Here is a 15,564-nt window from a genome sequence, read left to right on the forward strand (position 1 = left end):
GTTTATCCTTCTATTTTAAAAATGTGAAACGGCAACCCATGATTTCCCAACTCCACATAATTCCACTCCTTATCCCACGTATAAGCCGTTTCTGCTACTAAATCCTTAACTGTAAACCGCGTGCCCTCCTTAATGTTCAATTGACTTAAGGGCACCTGCACCCAACCGGACTGTTTACTGTAAGGGTCGAGATTAACCACTGTTAATATCCGACTCTTACCGTCAGGGCTGATCTTAATATACGCAATAATACTGTCGTTATCTATTGAGCAAAACTGTATGTTGTTAGTGTCTTGAAAAGCGGTATGCTGATGTCGGATTTTATTCACCGCAGTGATGATGCCTTTTAGCTTATTTTTCTTCTTCCAGTCATAATGTTTTACCTCATATTTTTCAGAATCAAGGTATTCTTCCTTACCGATAATGGCATCATGGATCATTTGCTCATAAACAGGTCCGTAGATACCAATATTGGAACTCATGGTAGCAGCTAGAATGTATCTTGTTATAAAAATATTCTCGTTGCCCGACTGTAGTTGATAGGGGTTAATGTCTGGTGTATTTGGCCAAAAATTTGGCCTAAAGTAATCTTTCAGCTCGGTTTGAGATAACTCAGTCAGATATTCTGTCAATTCATACTTGGAAGTTCTCCAAGTGAAGTAGGAGTATGATTGTGAAAAACCAACTTTAGCCAGCTGAGCCATAATCTTGGGTCTTGTAAATGCTTCTGCCAGAAATAGAAAATCCGGATACTTGGCCTTTACTTTGGCAATTAAATATTCCCAAAACCTGAAAGGTTTGGTGTGTGGGTTGTCAACCCTAAATATTCTAATTCCTTGTTTTGCCCAAAAAAGAGCCACTTCTACCAATTCATCCCATAGGTTTTGCCAGTCATCGCACTCAAAGTGGATGGGCAGGATGTCCTGATATTTTTTTGGAGGGTTTTCAGCATATTGAACTGAGCCGTCAGGCCTCCACTTAAACCATTGCGGATGTTGCTTAACATAGGGGTGGTTTGGTGCACATTGAAGTGCAAAATCCATTGCCAGTTCTATTCCATGCTTGTCTGCTGCTTTAATCAGGTTTTTAAAATCTGATAATGTGCCTAGTTCTGGCAGAATTTCTGTGTGACCTCCGGCTTTTCCTCCAATGGCCCATGGACTTCCGGGTTCGCCAGGCAGAGCTTTGGTTGAGTTGTTTTTCCCTTTTCGGAAATCTTCACCTATTGGGTGAATGGGAGGGAAATATAAGGTGTCAAAACCCATGGCGGCTACCTCAGGTAGTATAGCTTCACATTCCTTAAAAGTACCATGCTGGCCTTCAACCGCTGAGGAAGACCTTGGGAAAAACTCATACCAGGTGCTGAACAGTGCCTTCTTTCTATCTACATAAACTTCCAGCTCCTTTTCATAACGGAGGGTAAACTTGTCAGAAGGGTATTTATGAAATAGCTCCGTAAGCTTTTTGCTATGAGCTTCTTTAATGGCCTTTTTATATTCTTTTTTATTGGCAAAGAGTTTTATCAGTTCGTCAAGATATTTTTTTTCCGTTGGAGTTATTTTGTTTTTTATGGCTTTCAGGTATTGAACACCATCCAACAACTCTACATCCACATGCTGGTCATCATCGATTTTGCGCTCAATATTATGCTGCCAGTTCAGTGCGTAGTCTACCCACGCTTCCAAAGTGTAGGTATAAGTTCCCTGCTTGGCCACCTTAAAGCTGCCGCTCCATGAGTCATTGACAATATGCTGCATCTCAATGCTGCTCCAATCTTTATCCTTTTCATGTTTGAATAACAGCCTTGAATTAATCACATCATGGCCATCGGTAAATATATCAGCAGTAACATCAACAGTTTGGCCAACAATCCTTTTTATAAAGAACTTACCACAATCAATTTCCGGTTGTACGTTTTCAATGATGACGCGAATTTGTCCTGAGAGCATAATATTTTAAATAGTGAGTATTTATAAAAATATGAACAAAATGAGCGGATATAAAGGAGGTAGTGCAAAATATTACTGCAAACGATTGCGAATATCCTAATCAAAGATTTTAGGATATTCTGAGTTGCTAAATGCTCTATATGATATTTAGTGGTAATTTTGTAGCTATGACGAATGAGCCTATGCAGGAACAGGATGATGATCTGTTTGAGCATCATAAAATAATAGCTGACCCGGGTCAGGCACCGTTAAGGATTGATAAGTTTTTAATGGACAGGATAGCCAATGCCACAAGAAATAAAATCCAGAATGGGATAGCCGATGGATTTGTGGATGTTAATGGCTCTGCGATAAAGGCGAACTATAAGGTGAAGCCAGGTGACGTCATCACAGTTTCTATGCCAGAGCCTCCAAGGGATACGGATGTAGTGCCTGAGAATATTCTACTAAACATTGTCTATGAGGACAAAGATTTATTGGTGGTCAATAAAGAAGCAGGTATGGTGGTACATCCTGCCTATCAAAACTGGTCGGGTACTTTGGTGAACGCGTTGACCTATCATTTTCAAAATTTGCCAGAGATGGAAGGTAATGAAGGCAGGCCCGGTTTGGTTCATCGTATTGATAAAGATACTTCGGGCTTATTGGTTATAGCCAAGTCTGAAGCCGCCATGCATGGTTTAGCGAAGCAGTTTTATGACCATAGCATTGAAAGGACATATTATGCACTGGTGTGGGGAATACCAGAACCAGAGAAAGGGACAATCAACATAAACTTAGGCAGAAGCTTAAAGGACAGAAGAATAACGGTTGCCTACGAGGATGAAACTATTGGTAGAAATGCCATTACGCATTATGAAGTGCTTAAAGACTTTAGGTATGTCTCTTTGGTGAAGTGCAATCTGGAAACTGGCCGAACCCATCAGATAAGGGCTCATATGAAACACATTGGGCATACATTGTTTAATGATGCTACCTATGGTGGGGATAAGCTGTTAAAAGGAACTCAGTTTTCTAAGTATAAGCAGTTTGTAGACAATTGTTTTAAAACCATACCAAGGCAGGCGCTGCACGCCAAGTCATTAGGATTTATTCATCCTGTGACCAAGGAGTTTATGCAGTTCGAATCAGAACTGCCTGAAGATTTTACCAACGTTATCGATAAATGGGAGCACTATGTGCAATACAACTAAAACTTATACTGTGGTGCTGCGCTAACATTTTTCTGTAAAGCCTTTTGAATTTGTTTCATGGCTTTCATTTTGATTTTTCTGCGCACAGGATTTTTTAAGCTGTCCCAGAAAAGGTTGTTTACAAAACGCATAACACGCTCAACCTTTGTGTCATCCATCGATTTTAAAGATTGGATAATGGCTTCTTTTTTTGAAGTGCTTTTCATGGTAGTAGTGGTTTAATTAAGAAGAATTAAATTACTCACTTCCCTGCCTGCCAACTATTGTTAAATACCCGTATTTCTACTAGGTATAATTACGTCATTTTAAATGAAAAAAGCAATCGTCAGATTGCTTGTCCTTTAGAAAGTGCCTGTTGGATTTCCTTCAGGGCATTTTCCTTAAACTTGGTGTAGTCAATGTCTCTTTCGGGTTCGTAGAGCATCTCTTTGATAAAACCAATGAGCTGTTCCTGCTCCCTTGAGTTCATTGACTCAAGCGACTGGACAATGGCCTGTTTTTTAGTCAAATTTTCCATTTCGTTACAATTAGTGGTTGTACACCCAATTTAACGAGTTTGATGATTTATTGTTCGTTTGTTAATAAAGGTTAATGATTTGTTGATGTAGGAGTCATTTTGGTTAGACCCTAAATAACAGCTAAGTGACTTTTGCGGGTTTGACACCCCAAACAGGATCATTATCCCGCCATTCAAAATACTTCTCAGCTCCCTTTTTACCGCTGGCTATCAGGTCAATAATTTTGTTCTCGGGCAGGTCAAAATCTGTGGTTTGCACATCTAGAGTATCAATGAAAATCGTGCGGTTCCAGTCGTTGCTATGCAGATGGACTTTGTTGGCCATTTCCATGAGGTAGTTGATAAGCCCCGCTGAGTAAGACTTGATGTTGGTAATTTTTTCTGGAGGACTTGCCCAGTCGCGCTTGGCATATTCTATCACTTCTGTGGAATCGAGCCTGAAGCCAAGGGACTCATAGTTAAAGACGTACCCTTCAACATTGCTATAATCTACTTTGTCGCCATTGGCAGGATTTGCAAGGTATTTTTCGTTGTCAAAAATGTTGATAGGGTAGTTGTAAGACACTCCGCCATCCACCATCATATCATTTGAAAGTTTATATGCTGCAAAATACAGAGGTATCGACATTGACATTCTAACAGCATCTTTAATAGGCATGTCTGGAGTGGTTTCATGCGAGAAAACCACAGACTTTTGTTGGGATAGATTGGTTGCTACTACATAAAGCTCTCTGAAGCTCTCATTTCCGTTATCAATGGCCTCTTTTAGCTGACCGAAACTAAAGTTTGTATTTTGAGCCTTCTTGTTGATTTGTTTGCCAATCCAATGATGAAAGGCATCACCTTTGTTCCAGCCGTATTTTCTTAAAATTCTGGCAATATTAGTGGGAAAGAAGCGGCTATTGTCTTCAAATTCCTTGAAATTGGTTTTGGCAATAAGATCAGACACTTCTGTCGAAGAGTAACCAAGCGCTAATAGCGTGGCGTTTATGGCTCCTGCAGAAGTTCCGGCAATCCGCTTTATGTTTTTAAGAATACCCGAACTATCCAAAACATCCAATGCACCTCCATAGGCAATGCCCTTAACGCCACCTCCTTCGAATACAAGATTTCTGTAGTTTGTGTTTTTCATAATTGGTTTAGTTTAAACTGAAGAGGTCAGCCATGAACCCAATCATTAGCAATTGATCTTTCTGATAAGTGATTCCATTTTCACCGCCAACAATTTTGAGTATCGTCTTGAAATCAGTTTTAGGAATTTCTATTCCGAGCGTTACTGTGTAGTTAAATTTAACTTCTTCATCAGGATTTACTGATGTATTAAAGTCATAAAAGGCATTTCCATCTAAGATCAAGCTATATTGCTTTTTGATAGGTATGTAGTAATATATTTGACCAAAAACCTGATTTGAGAATTCATGGTCTTCAATTTCAACAGGCCTGTTGTTTTCCATTTCCTGATAAAATTTGGCCCCAATTTTAATCACTGGCTTCAGCCGTAACCGATCTTCACCAAATGTAAGATCAACAAGGTTTTCAAGCAGGCCTTGCCAGTATATATTGGCCGCAACACGATAGTTTTGAAAAGTTTGATTTCCCTCAACCCCTACTTGTGCAATAATCTCACTCTTTGATTTTGAAAAATTATAACTGACGGGGTACAGCGAAAGGTAGTTGAGGGTATCTTGAGAGTCGGTTGTCAATAAACCTTCACCATAAAAGAATATTGGTTTGTCTTTAGCAAACGAATACTTACTTCTGTATTTAAAGGAAGCATAGAATTCAGTGGCTGTATTTTCTGATTTATCTTGGGGAAGCACTCCAAAATCAAATACGTTGCTGGTCATGAATATGCTGCCGCCTTTGGCAGCAATAAGCTCTTCTTCCATGGCCTCTGTCAGTATGATCTTGTTACTTGTATATTTTTCTACATCCGCTACCTTTAATTGGTAGCTTAAGGTTTCGGTTCCTTTGATGGCAGAAAAGTGTATGGCCGCATTGGTAGTGATGTGGATATCTGCATCTTCTTTAGCTATCAGTTCACTCAATTTTTGAGAGAAACCAGTTATTATGAACCTGATCACATTGCCAGCGGCTGGAGCTAACTCTACTTTTACAGCATCAGGATCAATAAGTTCTGCATATTTTTTTGACTTTAGCAGTGCAACATAGCCATTGTTCAAATCAAAGAAGCTTTCATCATCTAATTGAAAGCCCTCAGGAAGGGCCAGCTTCAGGTCAATATTGAGCTCCGGACTCCCAATACTATTTATTTTAAAGTCTGCGTCCTCAACAGTTGCAGTTTTGACATCAGTGTCTTGAGCCATACTGCTACCTGACAGTACAAGACTGAACATAAAGATTGTCAAGCTTCTTATCATGGCAATGTTACTTTATTAGGATTACGGGCACGCACAGCCTGATTGGCCACCACATAATCGATACTCTCTTTTATTTGGGTCCAACCATTTGCTACTCCCATAGATAGAGGCACATCATAATACCTGTCCATAGATTGATTACCGGCTCTGTCAAAATATGGAGAGTTCATTATCTGACGCTTCAATTCGTTGACGAACAACTTTCTATGAAACTCATGAAAATTAGCAAATGAATATGTGTCGATGTCTCCGTTAAAATCTGCCACCACATGTAGGGCATCGGAGGCAAAATTTTTAATCTGATTGCGTGTTAGAAAGGCCATAACTTTTATTTTTTATCTGAAACAGCTGATTTCAGCTTCATCAGTTTGTTTAAAATATCAAACCAGAAAGGTGCACCAAGTGAGAGTGCTACGGCCGTTGTTGCATAACCCAGAAAATTGAAGACCAGCATTCTTAAAGCATAACCTATCTTATTCCAAAAGCTATAGTTTGCTACACCATTTTCTGTCACTACCTTGGGCAAAAGTTTTGCTTCAATGTTGACAGTCAGTGGTTTGCCATTTACAATTTTTAATTCATCAGGCAGCCATGTGCCTCCCCCCAGGAGCTGTTGTGTTTCGGCTATATCCTTTTCCAAATTTGACTTTATGGCCAACAGAGTGTCCAGTTTAGCATTATAAAGGTCAATTGAAGCTGAGTCTGAAACTTTGATTTTACTTAAATCAAAATAAGAGGCATCAGGATTGTTTTTTATATAATCACCAGCCAACTGGACCAGTTGCTGACGAGCATCTTTATCGATTGATAGCTTCTCTGTAATTTTGAATGTGTTAACATTGAATGCCCATGCTATAATAAGGCCAATAAAGAAAAGCATGATTTGCATATTGCGCTTATACCATTCGGAGGCGTTGGTCATGGTATTGTCAAACCAAGTAGAGAGAGCATTTCTGAGTTTATCAACATCTCCTTCAGCTTCATCCACAAGATTGAGAAGATAAGTTTCAACAGTTGGTTGAAACTTATAACTCTTTATCCCTTCCTTAATATCCATGGCTTTTTCTTCCGCACTTCCATGCTTAAGGATGTCTACCAGAGCCCTGGTAAAGGTCTCGGGCTTTATGAAAGAAGGCCGGCTAAATAGTCTGTTGGCTGTCAGTGATTTAACCTCTGGATGATCATATATTTTATGGATGATTCCGGACTTATCTTTGGTGCGTAAAAAGGCATTAACATTATCGTTATTAAGCATCCTGTCAAGGGCACTGCTTAAATTTCTGGCCCTTAGGCCAAGGTTGGTTGCTACTATTTCTGCCACCAGAGAGGTGAGCAGGCTATAAAGCAGATAAATAAAAACTAGTCCTATGACTACATCAAGGGCTACACTTCCTGTCATTTTAGTTGGTTTACAATGTAACGTCTAAGAAGGCTTTATTATTTGTAGAAGTCAATACCGAATCCAGGGTAATTTAGGTACTCAGCAGATTCAATAAATGCTCTTTAGTCCTTTTGCCATACACCCCATCTATCTTAAGGTTACCGCTGGCGGCTTGCAATTGCTTCATTGCTGCCTCTGTTTTGTTGCCAAAGTCACCATCTGAGGTGCCACAGTTAAAGCCTGCTAATTTAAGGGCGTCTTGCAGCAGTTTGACATCAGGGCCGGCATCACCATTTTTCAGAACCGGATCAGGGAGCTTGATAACCGATGAGGCCCCTAGTCTTCTAAACCCCAGTACAGTTTCTGTGGGGTAGGCTGACACTGATACCTGATTGCCTTGATTGCCACCTAAACAATATACTCTTAGCTGGTCTTTTGAAAACCCCAGAAAAATACTGACATGGCCCTTCCATGAATCAATTTTTTCCCTCCAGAAAATGACAATATCTCCGGGCTCAGGTGCGCTGTCAACATTTTGGCCTACCGATAGCCATGAGCGTGCATTGGGTTTGTTTGTTCTTGATAATCCGGCTTTAAAAGCCACCCAATTAATAAAGGTGCTACACCAGGGAACCTCATCGTTGCTGATCCCGATTATCCCTGATTCTGTAGCATAGTCAACTATTCTTTGATTGTTAGCACTACCGCTAATTTCTTGTTGGCCCAGTTCGGCCGCTGCTATTTGAAGAACTGAATTCATTTCTTCGATATTTGAGATTATTATGAGCTATGCGCTCATTGCCACACTAACACTTTCTAGCCTTCTAAAACCGGAAATATGCTTTGCTGGCATGGCTACTATGGCCACTTCATTGTTTTGTTTACCCCCCAGACAGTATACCTGAGTGTTGTCATTAGAATACCAGATATAGAATCCAACATAAGCTCTCTTATGACCATTATCATCCCATTCAATGACTATAAGGTCTCCAGCTTCAGGTTTTTCAGAACTATTTTCACCTATATCAAGCCAGTCTTGGGCTTTCAGTATGTCTGCATGCTTGATGCCTGCCTTCCTGGTGATCCAATTCATGAAAGCACTGCTCCAGATTGATAGATCACCAGCCTTTTCTGAGCTTTTTGATTTTAGTTCTTGATAGAACTTGAACAGGTCATGCTCCTGGTTAATGTAGGTATTATGACCAAGTTCTCTTATTGCTAGTTTTAGTAAGGGGTTCATTAGGTCTGTACTTTAAAATTAGTTGGCAAAGCGATGTACGGGCTGTCTGCTGGTCACCACTTCTTCATATCTTGGCACCCTGTCGTGGGTTTTTTCCAATGGTGCTTGTAAAGCTCTTTTTACCGCATAAATCAACGTGTTGTCTAAATATGGCTTGGTTAGAAGTGCTTTAACATTAAGCTTCTTGGCTTCGTATAGGATATTATAATCCAGTTGGTCATGCAGCAGAATAATTGGTTTGTCTTCTGTGCAGCAATCTTTTCTAAGCATTTTAGAGATGGCCAGCCCATCGAGCACAGCCAAATTGATGTTGGTAATAATCAAATCGGGGCACTCATATTTTGCCGCAGCCAGTCCGTCAAGGCCATCGGAGGCGAATATAAAGTGAAGGTTGAAATGCGCCAATGTTTGATGGATGCTTTTTCTCGCTGTTTCGCTGTTATGAATTACCAATACTTTCTGCCCCTTCATGTCATTAAATGTTAGATTCAAAGGACAATTTATGCATACTTAAATTATCTGACCGGCAGTTTAAAGAAGGCGATGTGTATACCTTATATATAGATCTTATCTAAGTGACTAGTGGTTAATGAGTTGCATTTTCGAGGTCTGGAAGACCATTAGGTAAAAACACCTAACAAATTGAGTGATAATGCCTAAAGTTGATTTTTTTATATCAGCCCTGATTCGTAGGCATATTTTACCAAACCCACTGTATTTCGTGCATTGAGTTTGATCATAATTCTGGCACGGTGATTTTGGATGGTCTTCTCACTTAAGGCGAGTTTGTCGCCAATCTCTTTCATAGTGAGTTCCCTGCAAATAAGCTGTAATACTTCCTTTTCACGGTCGCTTAGAGGCGCGGTTTCCCGAAACATTGGGCGCTCCAGCTTCTGCTTCCTTTGGTCAATAGCCCCTTTGCGCAAGGCCTCAATCACTATCTGATTTTGGTAAAAATCATACTTCATGACCGACACTATAGCTTCTTTAACCTCTTCTGGCTCTGCATTTTTTAACAGAAAGGCATGAGCCCCTATTTCCATCAGATAAAAAATATGTTGCTGCGTATCGTGCATAGAAAGCACAATAATTTTAATATCAGGATATTTAGCAATGATCTTTTCCGTGGCTTCAACACCATCCATCACTGGCATTTCAAGATCCATGAGAATAACGTCAGGCTGCTGCTCCTTAACCAAAGCCAAAAGCTCTTTACCGTTTTCAGCTTCTTTTACTTCCTTTACCTGGCCAAAGGACTTTACCAACCTGCTCATTCCTTTACGGAAAAGTGTTTGGTCATCTGCTATATAAACGGTTAATTTACCCATGTTATGGTACTAATTTAATAGTTATTGAGGTTCCTTTCTCTTTTTCACTGTCAAAAATCAACTCACCGTTCAATAAACTTACACGGTTTTCAATATTATACAGACCAACCCCCTTTTTAATATCACCTTCAACCAGTTCTTTGTCAAACCCAACACCGTTGTCAATCACCGATAGTGAAACAGGGTCTGCATTCAATATTACTTTTATCTCACTGGCCTGTGCGTGCTTTAGTGCATTATTGATCAGCTCTTGGGTAATACGGTAAAGCAGCAGTTCCTGATGGACATCCAGATCAATATTTGCTTCATCATGTTCGAATATGATTCTGGTGGAGGCATTAGATAGCTTTTCACATAGCTCTTCTACAGCCTGTGAAATGCCGAATTGTTCCAACGAAGATGGTAGCAGGTCTTTTGATATCCTTCTAACCGTTTCTATGGTTTCGTCTATCATGGCCTTTGTTTCATCTACGGCCTCATTACTTTCTTCTTTAGGTATAGCACCGGAGAGCAGCATGCCTAAATTTAATTTGGCCGCTGATAGCATGGCACCTACACCATCATGCAGTTCTGAGGCAATTCTTTTGCGCTCCTTTTCCTGAGAGTCAATGGTGGATTGAAGCATGGTGCGTTGATATTCGGCTTCAATATTCTGGAGCTCCATTTTCTTTTGAAGCATTCGCTTTTGGTAGAAGACCACAAAAAATACCACAAACCCCGAGATAAACAGGAAAATGGAGGTGCCCGCTATGGCTATAATTATTAATGTATCGAGATTGGACTCCATTTGTATTTTGTTTTGTATGTGTAGAAGAAACCTATGATCAACAGGATGTTTCTGATAATCAGTGAGAAATTATTAAAATTCCATAAATGATTACCCATATCAATATCAATACTATATACTGAGTTTGATAGTAGCATTGACATACTGGCACCACTAAAGTAGATAAAAAAGGCACTGATAAAGTAGAATGGCGGCCACTTACTTATTGTAGAAATCTCCATTCTAGTCATTGTACTTTTAAAAAAGAGAAGACTAAAAACAACAACCAAAATAATACTTACAGCTTCCACCATCGTGGAATCAACAAATATTCTAAAAAAAGCGGGTTGTATTGAAATGAAATAAATAATAAAAATGAATCCAGAAAGCGTGATTGCGTTTTTGACTATTTTGCTGTATTCTAAGTGTCGAAAAAACAATAACAAAAGTGTGAACTCAATAATACGATACGTAGCACCAACTCCTCGAATTCCTAAATCAACATTGCGTTGTAAATAATAATACTGGCTAATATCACCTATTATGTCGCCAATTACAGAAGCCCAAAGTAACAGCACTAAATATGAGAAAGGCATTCTTGCGGCTAACTTCAATCCATATAAAGAACCGAGAAGGGCAGTAGCTAGAGAAATGTAGAAAAGAATATCAAACAATAGTGTCATTAACCTCTAGGGGGCTTGGTTTTTAGTAAATATTTTGACCTAATTTAAATTAGACTTATTTTCTCCCATTTATAGTTGGTTTTATAGGTATAGTAGAAGCCCATTATTAAAAGAATATTTCTGACAATCAGCCATGTATTATGAAAGGCCCAAAGTGTTCGTCCTGCAGAATAACTTAATACAAACATAGGCTCATAAATAATGAACGCAATAACTACCCCACAAAAGTAGATGAACTGTGAACTGATAAAATAAAACGGAGGCCATTTTTCAATATCTGGGATTTCCATTTTAATCAATAAATTTCTAAAAAAGAATATCGACATGGCCATTGTTAATAGGGCACTACTTGTTCGAAGTATCGATGAATCTGCCGAGGTTTGATAAAATTTTGTTTGGATGACAAAGAAATATAGGGTGACTAAAATTCCGAATACCAGTATAATTTTCTTTGCCCATTTATTAAAACCGAAGGCGTTGAAGAATTGAATCAGAATGAACAGCTCTATGATTCTATAAGTATCACCTACATGTCTGATACCTAAATCTGTTTTCAACTCCATGTAAAAATATGCATTGATAGCATTGATTACATCTGCCAAAAATGAAACTGCTACTAGTATTACAAGCAAATTAATTGTTTGAGTCTTGATGAGTTTGATCCCAAAGAGAGTAGCGATACCTGCGGTACTTATTGAGGTATAGAAGGCATAATTATAGAGTTCCATTGACGTTAACCAAAAGTTTAAAGTAGTAATGACATATTATCCAGATATGTCACACTAAAGAAATGTGCTCCCATTTATATTTCGTTTTGTAAGTGTAATAGAAACCAACTATTAGAAGAACGTTTCTAACAATTAATAAAATGTTATGAAACATGAGCAGATAACTTCCTACTTGAAGATCAATTTTAGTAATGGGTCGTTGTAATATTAAGGCCATAAGAACTCCAGAAAAATAAATAAATAAAGCGCTGATCAAATAGAAAGGCGGCCATTTTTCAATATTGGGGACTTCCATTTTTGTAATTATACTTTTATAGAAAAGCATGCCAAAAAGAATTACTAAACAAGCGCTAGATACACGCATAATCGTAGAATCAACCCTTATATTAAAAAAATCTTCCTGAATGGATATGAAGTAAATAACAAGAACAGAAGAGAGTAAAGTGAGTACATTTTTTAATGTTACCGAATAATCGAATGCTCTAAAAAAAAGCACTATTATAAGAAACTCCAATATTCTATAAGCAGCACCAACACTTCTAATTCCTAAATCAATCTTAAATTCTAAATAATAGAATGAGCTTATGGCGTTAATTACATCGGCCAAAAAGGATATGCTTACCAGCAAAACGAGCATATTAATAGGCCTAATCCGAATCAATTTAAGCCCAAATAGGGCACTCGTTCCTGCGGAAATGAAGGAGGCGTAAAAAACAATATCAAAAATATAGCTCATAATTAATGAGCTATATTACTTTATAAAACAGATATTTTCCAATTCTAGCTTAACGGATCTCCAGCTGGTGGACAGTCTGGTGGACATTCTTTTCCATCATCTAATAATGTCCCTCCCCCATCTTTTCCTTCTTCATTGGGAAGTATATTATTACCATCTTCTGTAGCAGATACCAGCACAAGTTTGTTAGCACCCTCATCATCAATTCCAAAATATACCCTTATTCCCATTGCACCAGGCTCATCGAGCAAAGCTTGTATCTTTTCTTTGCCGTAGAATATTGCCTTGGTTTTACCCTTGTTGGCATCTCTATAATTCTTTGTCCATTTTTTGGCAATGCCCAAAGGTATGGGTTTGCCTTCTCTTCCATTAAAAGCCATAATAGTTATAATTTAAATTGTAAAATATCACTTAAATTAAAATATTATCTTCAACCAGCCACCGCTCAGTACTAATAAAAAACAATAATGTAATGAATTTCTATTTTAATTCTGCTTAACTTATTCACTATCAGTGCACTATGATTTTTGTATGAATGGAAGATAAATTCATTCAATAGGTGGTAAATTAGCGGCATGACCATTATTCAATTTGAATACATCATAGCGGTAGATAATTACCGCCATTTTGGGCGGGCTGCCGATGCCTGTTTTGTTACTCAGCCCACGCTGAGCATGCAAATTCAAAAGCTGGAAGACCAGCTGGGGGTGCTGATCTTTGACAGAAGCAAACAGCCTGTTGTGCCTACTGAAATGGGTAAGACTATTATTGCTCAAGCCAGAAAAGTGGTCAATGAGGCAAAAAGGCTGAATGAAATTGTAGCTGAGGAAAAGGGAGAGATAGCTGGTGAGCTTTCTATTGGTATTATCCCTACCTTATCGCCATACCTGTTGCCACTGTTCATTCATAATTTTATTGAGCATTACCCTAATGTAAAGGTTAAAATTTATGAACTGATTACCGAAGAGGTGGTGAAAAGGCTGAAGAATGAGGTTATAGACATTGGCATAATTGTTACCCCTTATGATGATCCTGGTTTGGTAGCCAAGCCCTTGTTTTATGAGGAATTTTATGCCTATGTCTCTGAGAAAAGCGAGGTATATAAAAAAGATAAAGTGGAGGCCAGTGATCTGAAAAGTGATAGCATCTTGTTGCTCAATGAAGGCCATTGTTTTAGGGAGCAAGTTATCAATTTATGTCAGATATATAAGGAGCACGACTCGCAATTTAAATATGAAAGTGGCTCTTTAGAGGCCCTTAAAAGGATTGTGGATATTCATGGAGGGCTAACACTTCTGCCTCAATTGGCAACAATTGACATTGAAGAAAAACATCGTAAAAAGATTAAGCAGTTTGTGGATCCTAAGCCTGTAAGGGAAGTGAGTTTGGTGATGCACCGCAGCTATTTGAAGCGAAAGTTGGTAGAGGCATTGCACAAAGAAATATTGGAGGCTATCCCGGATAAAGTTGATATTAAGAAAAATGGAGAAGTTATAAAATGGAAGTAAATAAAGTAAAAGAAGCCACACAATGCGTGCACAGTGGTGGCATCAATGATGAAAGAACCGGAGGGGTAGTTACTCCAATACATACTTCTACGGCTTATGATTATTTGGTAGATGGGCCTTTGAAATATCCCCGGTACTTTAACACGCCCAATCAAAATGTGGTAGCCGAAAAGATCAGGGTTTTGGAAGATGGTGAGTCGGGCTTGATTTTTAGTTCTGGTTTATCGGCTATTACAACGGTGCTTTTAGCATTACTAAAATCTGGTGATCATGCCATATTTCAAGGCGACATTTATGGAGGAACCCACCATGCCATAACAAGTGAGCTGTCAAAATTTGGCATTGAATTTTCGTTTACCACAGGTTTAGAACCTGATGATTTTGCAAAGCACATAAAGAAAGAAACCAAGCTAATTTATATTGAAACACCCTCAAACCCACTCTTGAAGATTGTTGATTTAAAAGGCATCGCTGAGTTGTGCAAAGCGAATAACATTATCTCTGTCATAGACAATACATTTGCTTCCCCTATCAACCAAAAACCTATTCATTTTGGGATAGATGTGGTGACACATAGCGGGACAAAATATCTGGGAGGCCACAGTGATATTACCTGTGGGGCAGTGGTTACTTCTAAGACGCTTGGTGAAAAAATTTACAAAGCTGCTGTTAATTATGGCGGCAGTCTTGATCCTCAGACCTCATATCTGCTGGAGCGCAGCATGAAGACTTTAGCGCTACGTGTTAAGCAGCAGAATAAAAATGCTCAAAAAGTAGCCGAATTTTTAGAGCAACACCCAGATGTGCCTGCCGTCTATTATCCAGGCCTGCCTAAGCATCCTTCACATGATATTGCTAAATCTCAAATGACAGGATTTGGAGGCATGTTATCTTTTGAAGTTAAAGGTGATCAGGATGCATTTGTGAAAAAACTGAAGGTGATTAAAGTGGCTATCAGCCTTGGGAGCGTTGAGTCAACGGTTTCGTCACCCCTGAAAACATCACACTCCAAATTATCAGCGGCACAGCGCGCAGAGGCTGGCATCAAAGACAATCTTTTGAGATTGTCAGTAGGCATTGAAGATGTTGATGACCTTATTGCAGACCTTGATCAGGCACTAAAAAACTAATTGAACTATTAAATACCTAAACCT

General features: G+C 38.9%; 19 protein-coding genes. 3 read left to right on the top strand and 16 right to left on the bottom strand.

Annotated features, from left to right (window positions below; translation table 11 throughout):
- Positions 1 to 2: 2 nt before the first annotated feature.
- Positions 3 to 1,949 (bottom strand): alpha-1,4-glucan--maltose-1-phosphate maltosyltransferase, encoded by a 1,947-nt coding sequence (locus tag RIB54_RS12290; RefSeq protein WP_350101179.1) that lies wholly within the window; start codon positions 1,947 to 1,949, stop codon positions 3 to 5.
- A gap of 140 nt (positions 1,950 to 2,089) precedes the next feature.
- On the opposite strand from RIB54_RS12290, the gene RIB54_RS12295 reads away from it, so the two are divergent.
- Entirely contained in the window at positions 2,090 to 3,142 is a 1,053-nt protein-coding gene (locus tag RIB54_RS12295) for an RluA family pseudouridine synthase (protein ID WP_350101180.1), read from the top strand.
- Here RIB54_RS12295 and RIB54_RS12300 read toward each other — a convergent pair.
- The 15 genes from RIB54_RS12300 to RIB54_RS12370 form a co-directional block, all read right to left on the bottom strand.
- On the bottom strand, positions 3,139 to 3,348 hold the full coding sequence (locus tag RIB54_RS12300; protein WP_350066688.1) for a hypothetical protein: 210 nt from the start codon (positions 3,346 to 3,348) through the stop codon (positions 3,139 to 3,141). The genes RIB54_RS12295 and RIB54_RS12300 overlap by 4 nt on opposite strands.
- A gap of 119 nt (positions 3,349 to 3,467) precedes the next feature.
- Positions 3,468 to 3,659, bottom strand: a complete 192-nt coding sequence (locus RIB54_RS12305) for a hypothetical protein (RefSeq protein ID WP_350066686.1) — start codon at positions 3,657 to 3,659, stop codon at positions 3,468 to 3,470.
- A 121-nt stretch (positions 3,660 to 3,780) separates the two neighbouring features.
- Positions 3,781 to 4,791: a patatin-like phospholipase family protein gene (locus RIB54_RS12310; RefSeq protein ID WP_350101181.1), complete on the bottom strand. Its 1,011-nt coding sequence runs from the start codon at positions 4,789 to 4,791 to the stop codon at positions 3,781 to 3,783.
- A gap of 7 nt (positions 4,792 to 4,798) precedes the next feature.
- Positions 4,799 to 6,040: a hypothetical protein gene (locus RIB54_RS12315; protein WP_350101182.1), complete on the bottom strand. Its 1,242-nt coding sequence runs from the start codon at positions 6,038 to 6,040 to the stop codon at positions 4,799 to 4,801.
- Entirely contained in the window at positions 6,037 to 6,363 is a 327-nt protein-coding gene (locus RIB54_RS12320) for a hypothetical protein (protein ID WP_350101183.1), read from the bottom strand. The genes RIB54_RS12315 and RIB54_RS12320 overlap by 4 nt, the downstream gene beginning before the upstream one ends.
- Before the next feature lie 5 nt (positions 6,364 to 6,368).
- Complete coding sequence (locus RIB54_RS12325) at positions 6,369 to 7,439, bottom strand: hypothetical protein (protein WP_350101184.1); 1,071 nt, start codon at positions 7,437 to 7,439, stop codon at positions 6,369 to 6,371.
- Positions 7,440 to 7,512: 73 nt separating this feature from the next.
- Complete coding sequence (locus RIB54_RS12330) at positions 7,513 to 8,181, bottom strand: C40 family peptidase (RefSeq protein WP_350101185.1); 669 nt, start codon at positions 8,179 to 8,181, stop codon at positions 7,513 to 7,515.
- A gap of 27 nt (positions 8,182 to 8,208) precedes the next feature.
- A complete protein-coding gene (locus RIB54_RS12335; protein ID WP_350101186.1) occupies positions 8,209 to 8,661 on the bottom strand; it encodes a C40 family peptidase in 453 nt (150 codons plus the stop codon).
- An 18-nt stretch (positions 8,662 to 8,679) separates the two neighbouring features.
- Positions 8,680 to 9,132: a response regulator gene (locus RIB54_RS12340; protein WP_350066671.1), complete on the bottom strand. Its 453-nt coding sequence runs from the start codon at positions 9,130 to 9,132 to the stop codon at positions 8,680 to 8,682.
- A gap of 200 nt (positions 9,133 to 9,332) precedes the next feature.
- Positions 9,333 to 9,989, bottom strand: coding sequence for a response regulator transcription factor (locus RIB54_RS12345; RefSeq protein ID WP_350066669.1), 657 nt, complete (start codon positions 9,987 to 9,989; stop codon positions 9,333 to 9,335).
- Between the two features lies 1 nt (position 9,990).
- Positions 9,991 to 10,776: a sensor histidine kinase gene (locus RIB54_RS12350; RefSeq protein ID WP_350101187.1), complete on the bottom strand. Its 786-nt coding sequence runs from the start codon at positions 10,774 to 10,776 to the stop codon at positions 9,991 to 9,993.
- Positions 10,752 to 11,438, bottom strand: a complete 687-nt coding sequence (locus RIB54_RS12355; protein ID WP_350101188.1) for a hypothetical protein — start codon at positions 11,436 to 11,438, stop codon at positions 10,752 to 10,754. The genes RIB54_RS12350 and RIB54_RS12355 overlap by 25 nt, the downstream gene beginning before the upstream one ends.
- A 44-nt stretch (positions 11,439 to 11,482) precedes the next feature.
- Complete coding sequence (locus RIB54_RS12360) at positions 11,483 to 12,166, bottom strand: hypothetical protein (protein ID WP_350101189.1); 684 nt, start codon at positions 12,164 to 12,166, stop codon at positions 11,483 to 11,485.
- A gap of 49 nt (positions 12,167 to 12,215) precedes the next feature.
- On the bottom strand, positions 12,216 to 12,902 hold the full coding sequence (locus tag RIB54_RS12365) for a hypothetical protein (protein WP_350101190.1): 687 nt from the start codon (positions 12,900 to 12,902) through the stop codon (positions 12,216 to 12,218).
- Between the two features lie 44 nt (positions 12,903 to 12,946).
- Positions 12,947 to 13,282 (bottom strand): hypothetical protein, encoded by a 336-nt coding sequence (locus RIB54_RS12370; RefSeq protein WP_350101191.1) that lies wholly within the window; start codon positions 13,280 to 13,282, stop codon positions 12,947 to 12,949.
- Between the two features lie 195 nt (positions 13,283 to 13,477).
- Between RIB54_RS12370 and RIB54_RS12375 the strand changes: the two genes are divergently transcribed.
- Entirely contained in the window at positions 13,478 to 14,410 is a 933-nt protein-coding gene (locus tag RIB54_RS12375) for a hydrogen peroxide-inducible genes activator (protein WP_350101192.1), read from the top strand.
- The gene (locus RIB54_RS12380) at positions 14,401 to 15,540 is read left to right on the top strand and encodes a trans-sulfuration enzyme family protein (protein WP_350101193.1); all 1,140 of its coding nucleotides are present in this window, start codon (positions 14,401 to 14,403) and stop codon (positions 15,538 to 15,540) included. The genes RIB54_RS12375 and RIB54_RS12380 overlap by 10 nt, the downstream gene beginning before the upstream one ends.
- The last annotated feature ends 24 nt before the right edge of the window (positions 15,541 to 15,564 follow it).

Origin of the sequence: Fulvivirga sp., assembly GCF_040218215.1 — a bacterium.
Taxonomy (GTDB): Bacteria; Bacteroidota; Bacteroidia; order Cytophagales; family Cyclobacteriaceae; genus Fulvivirga.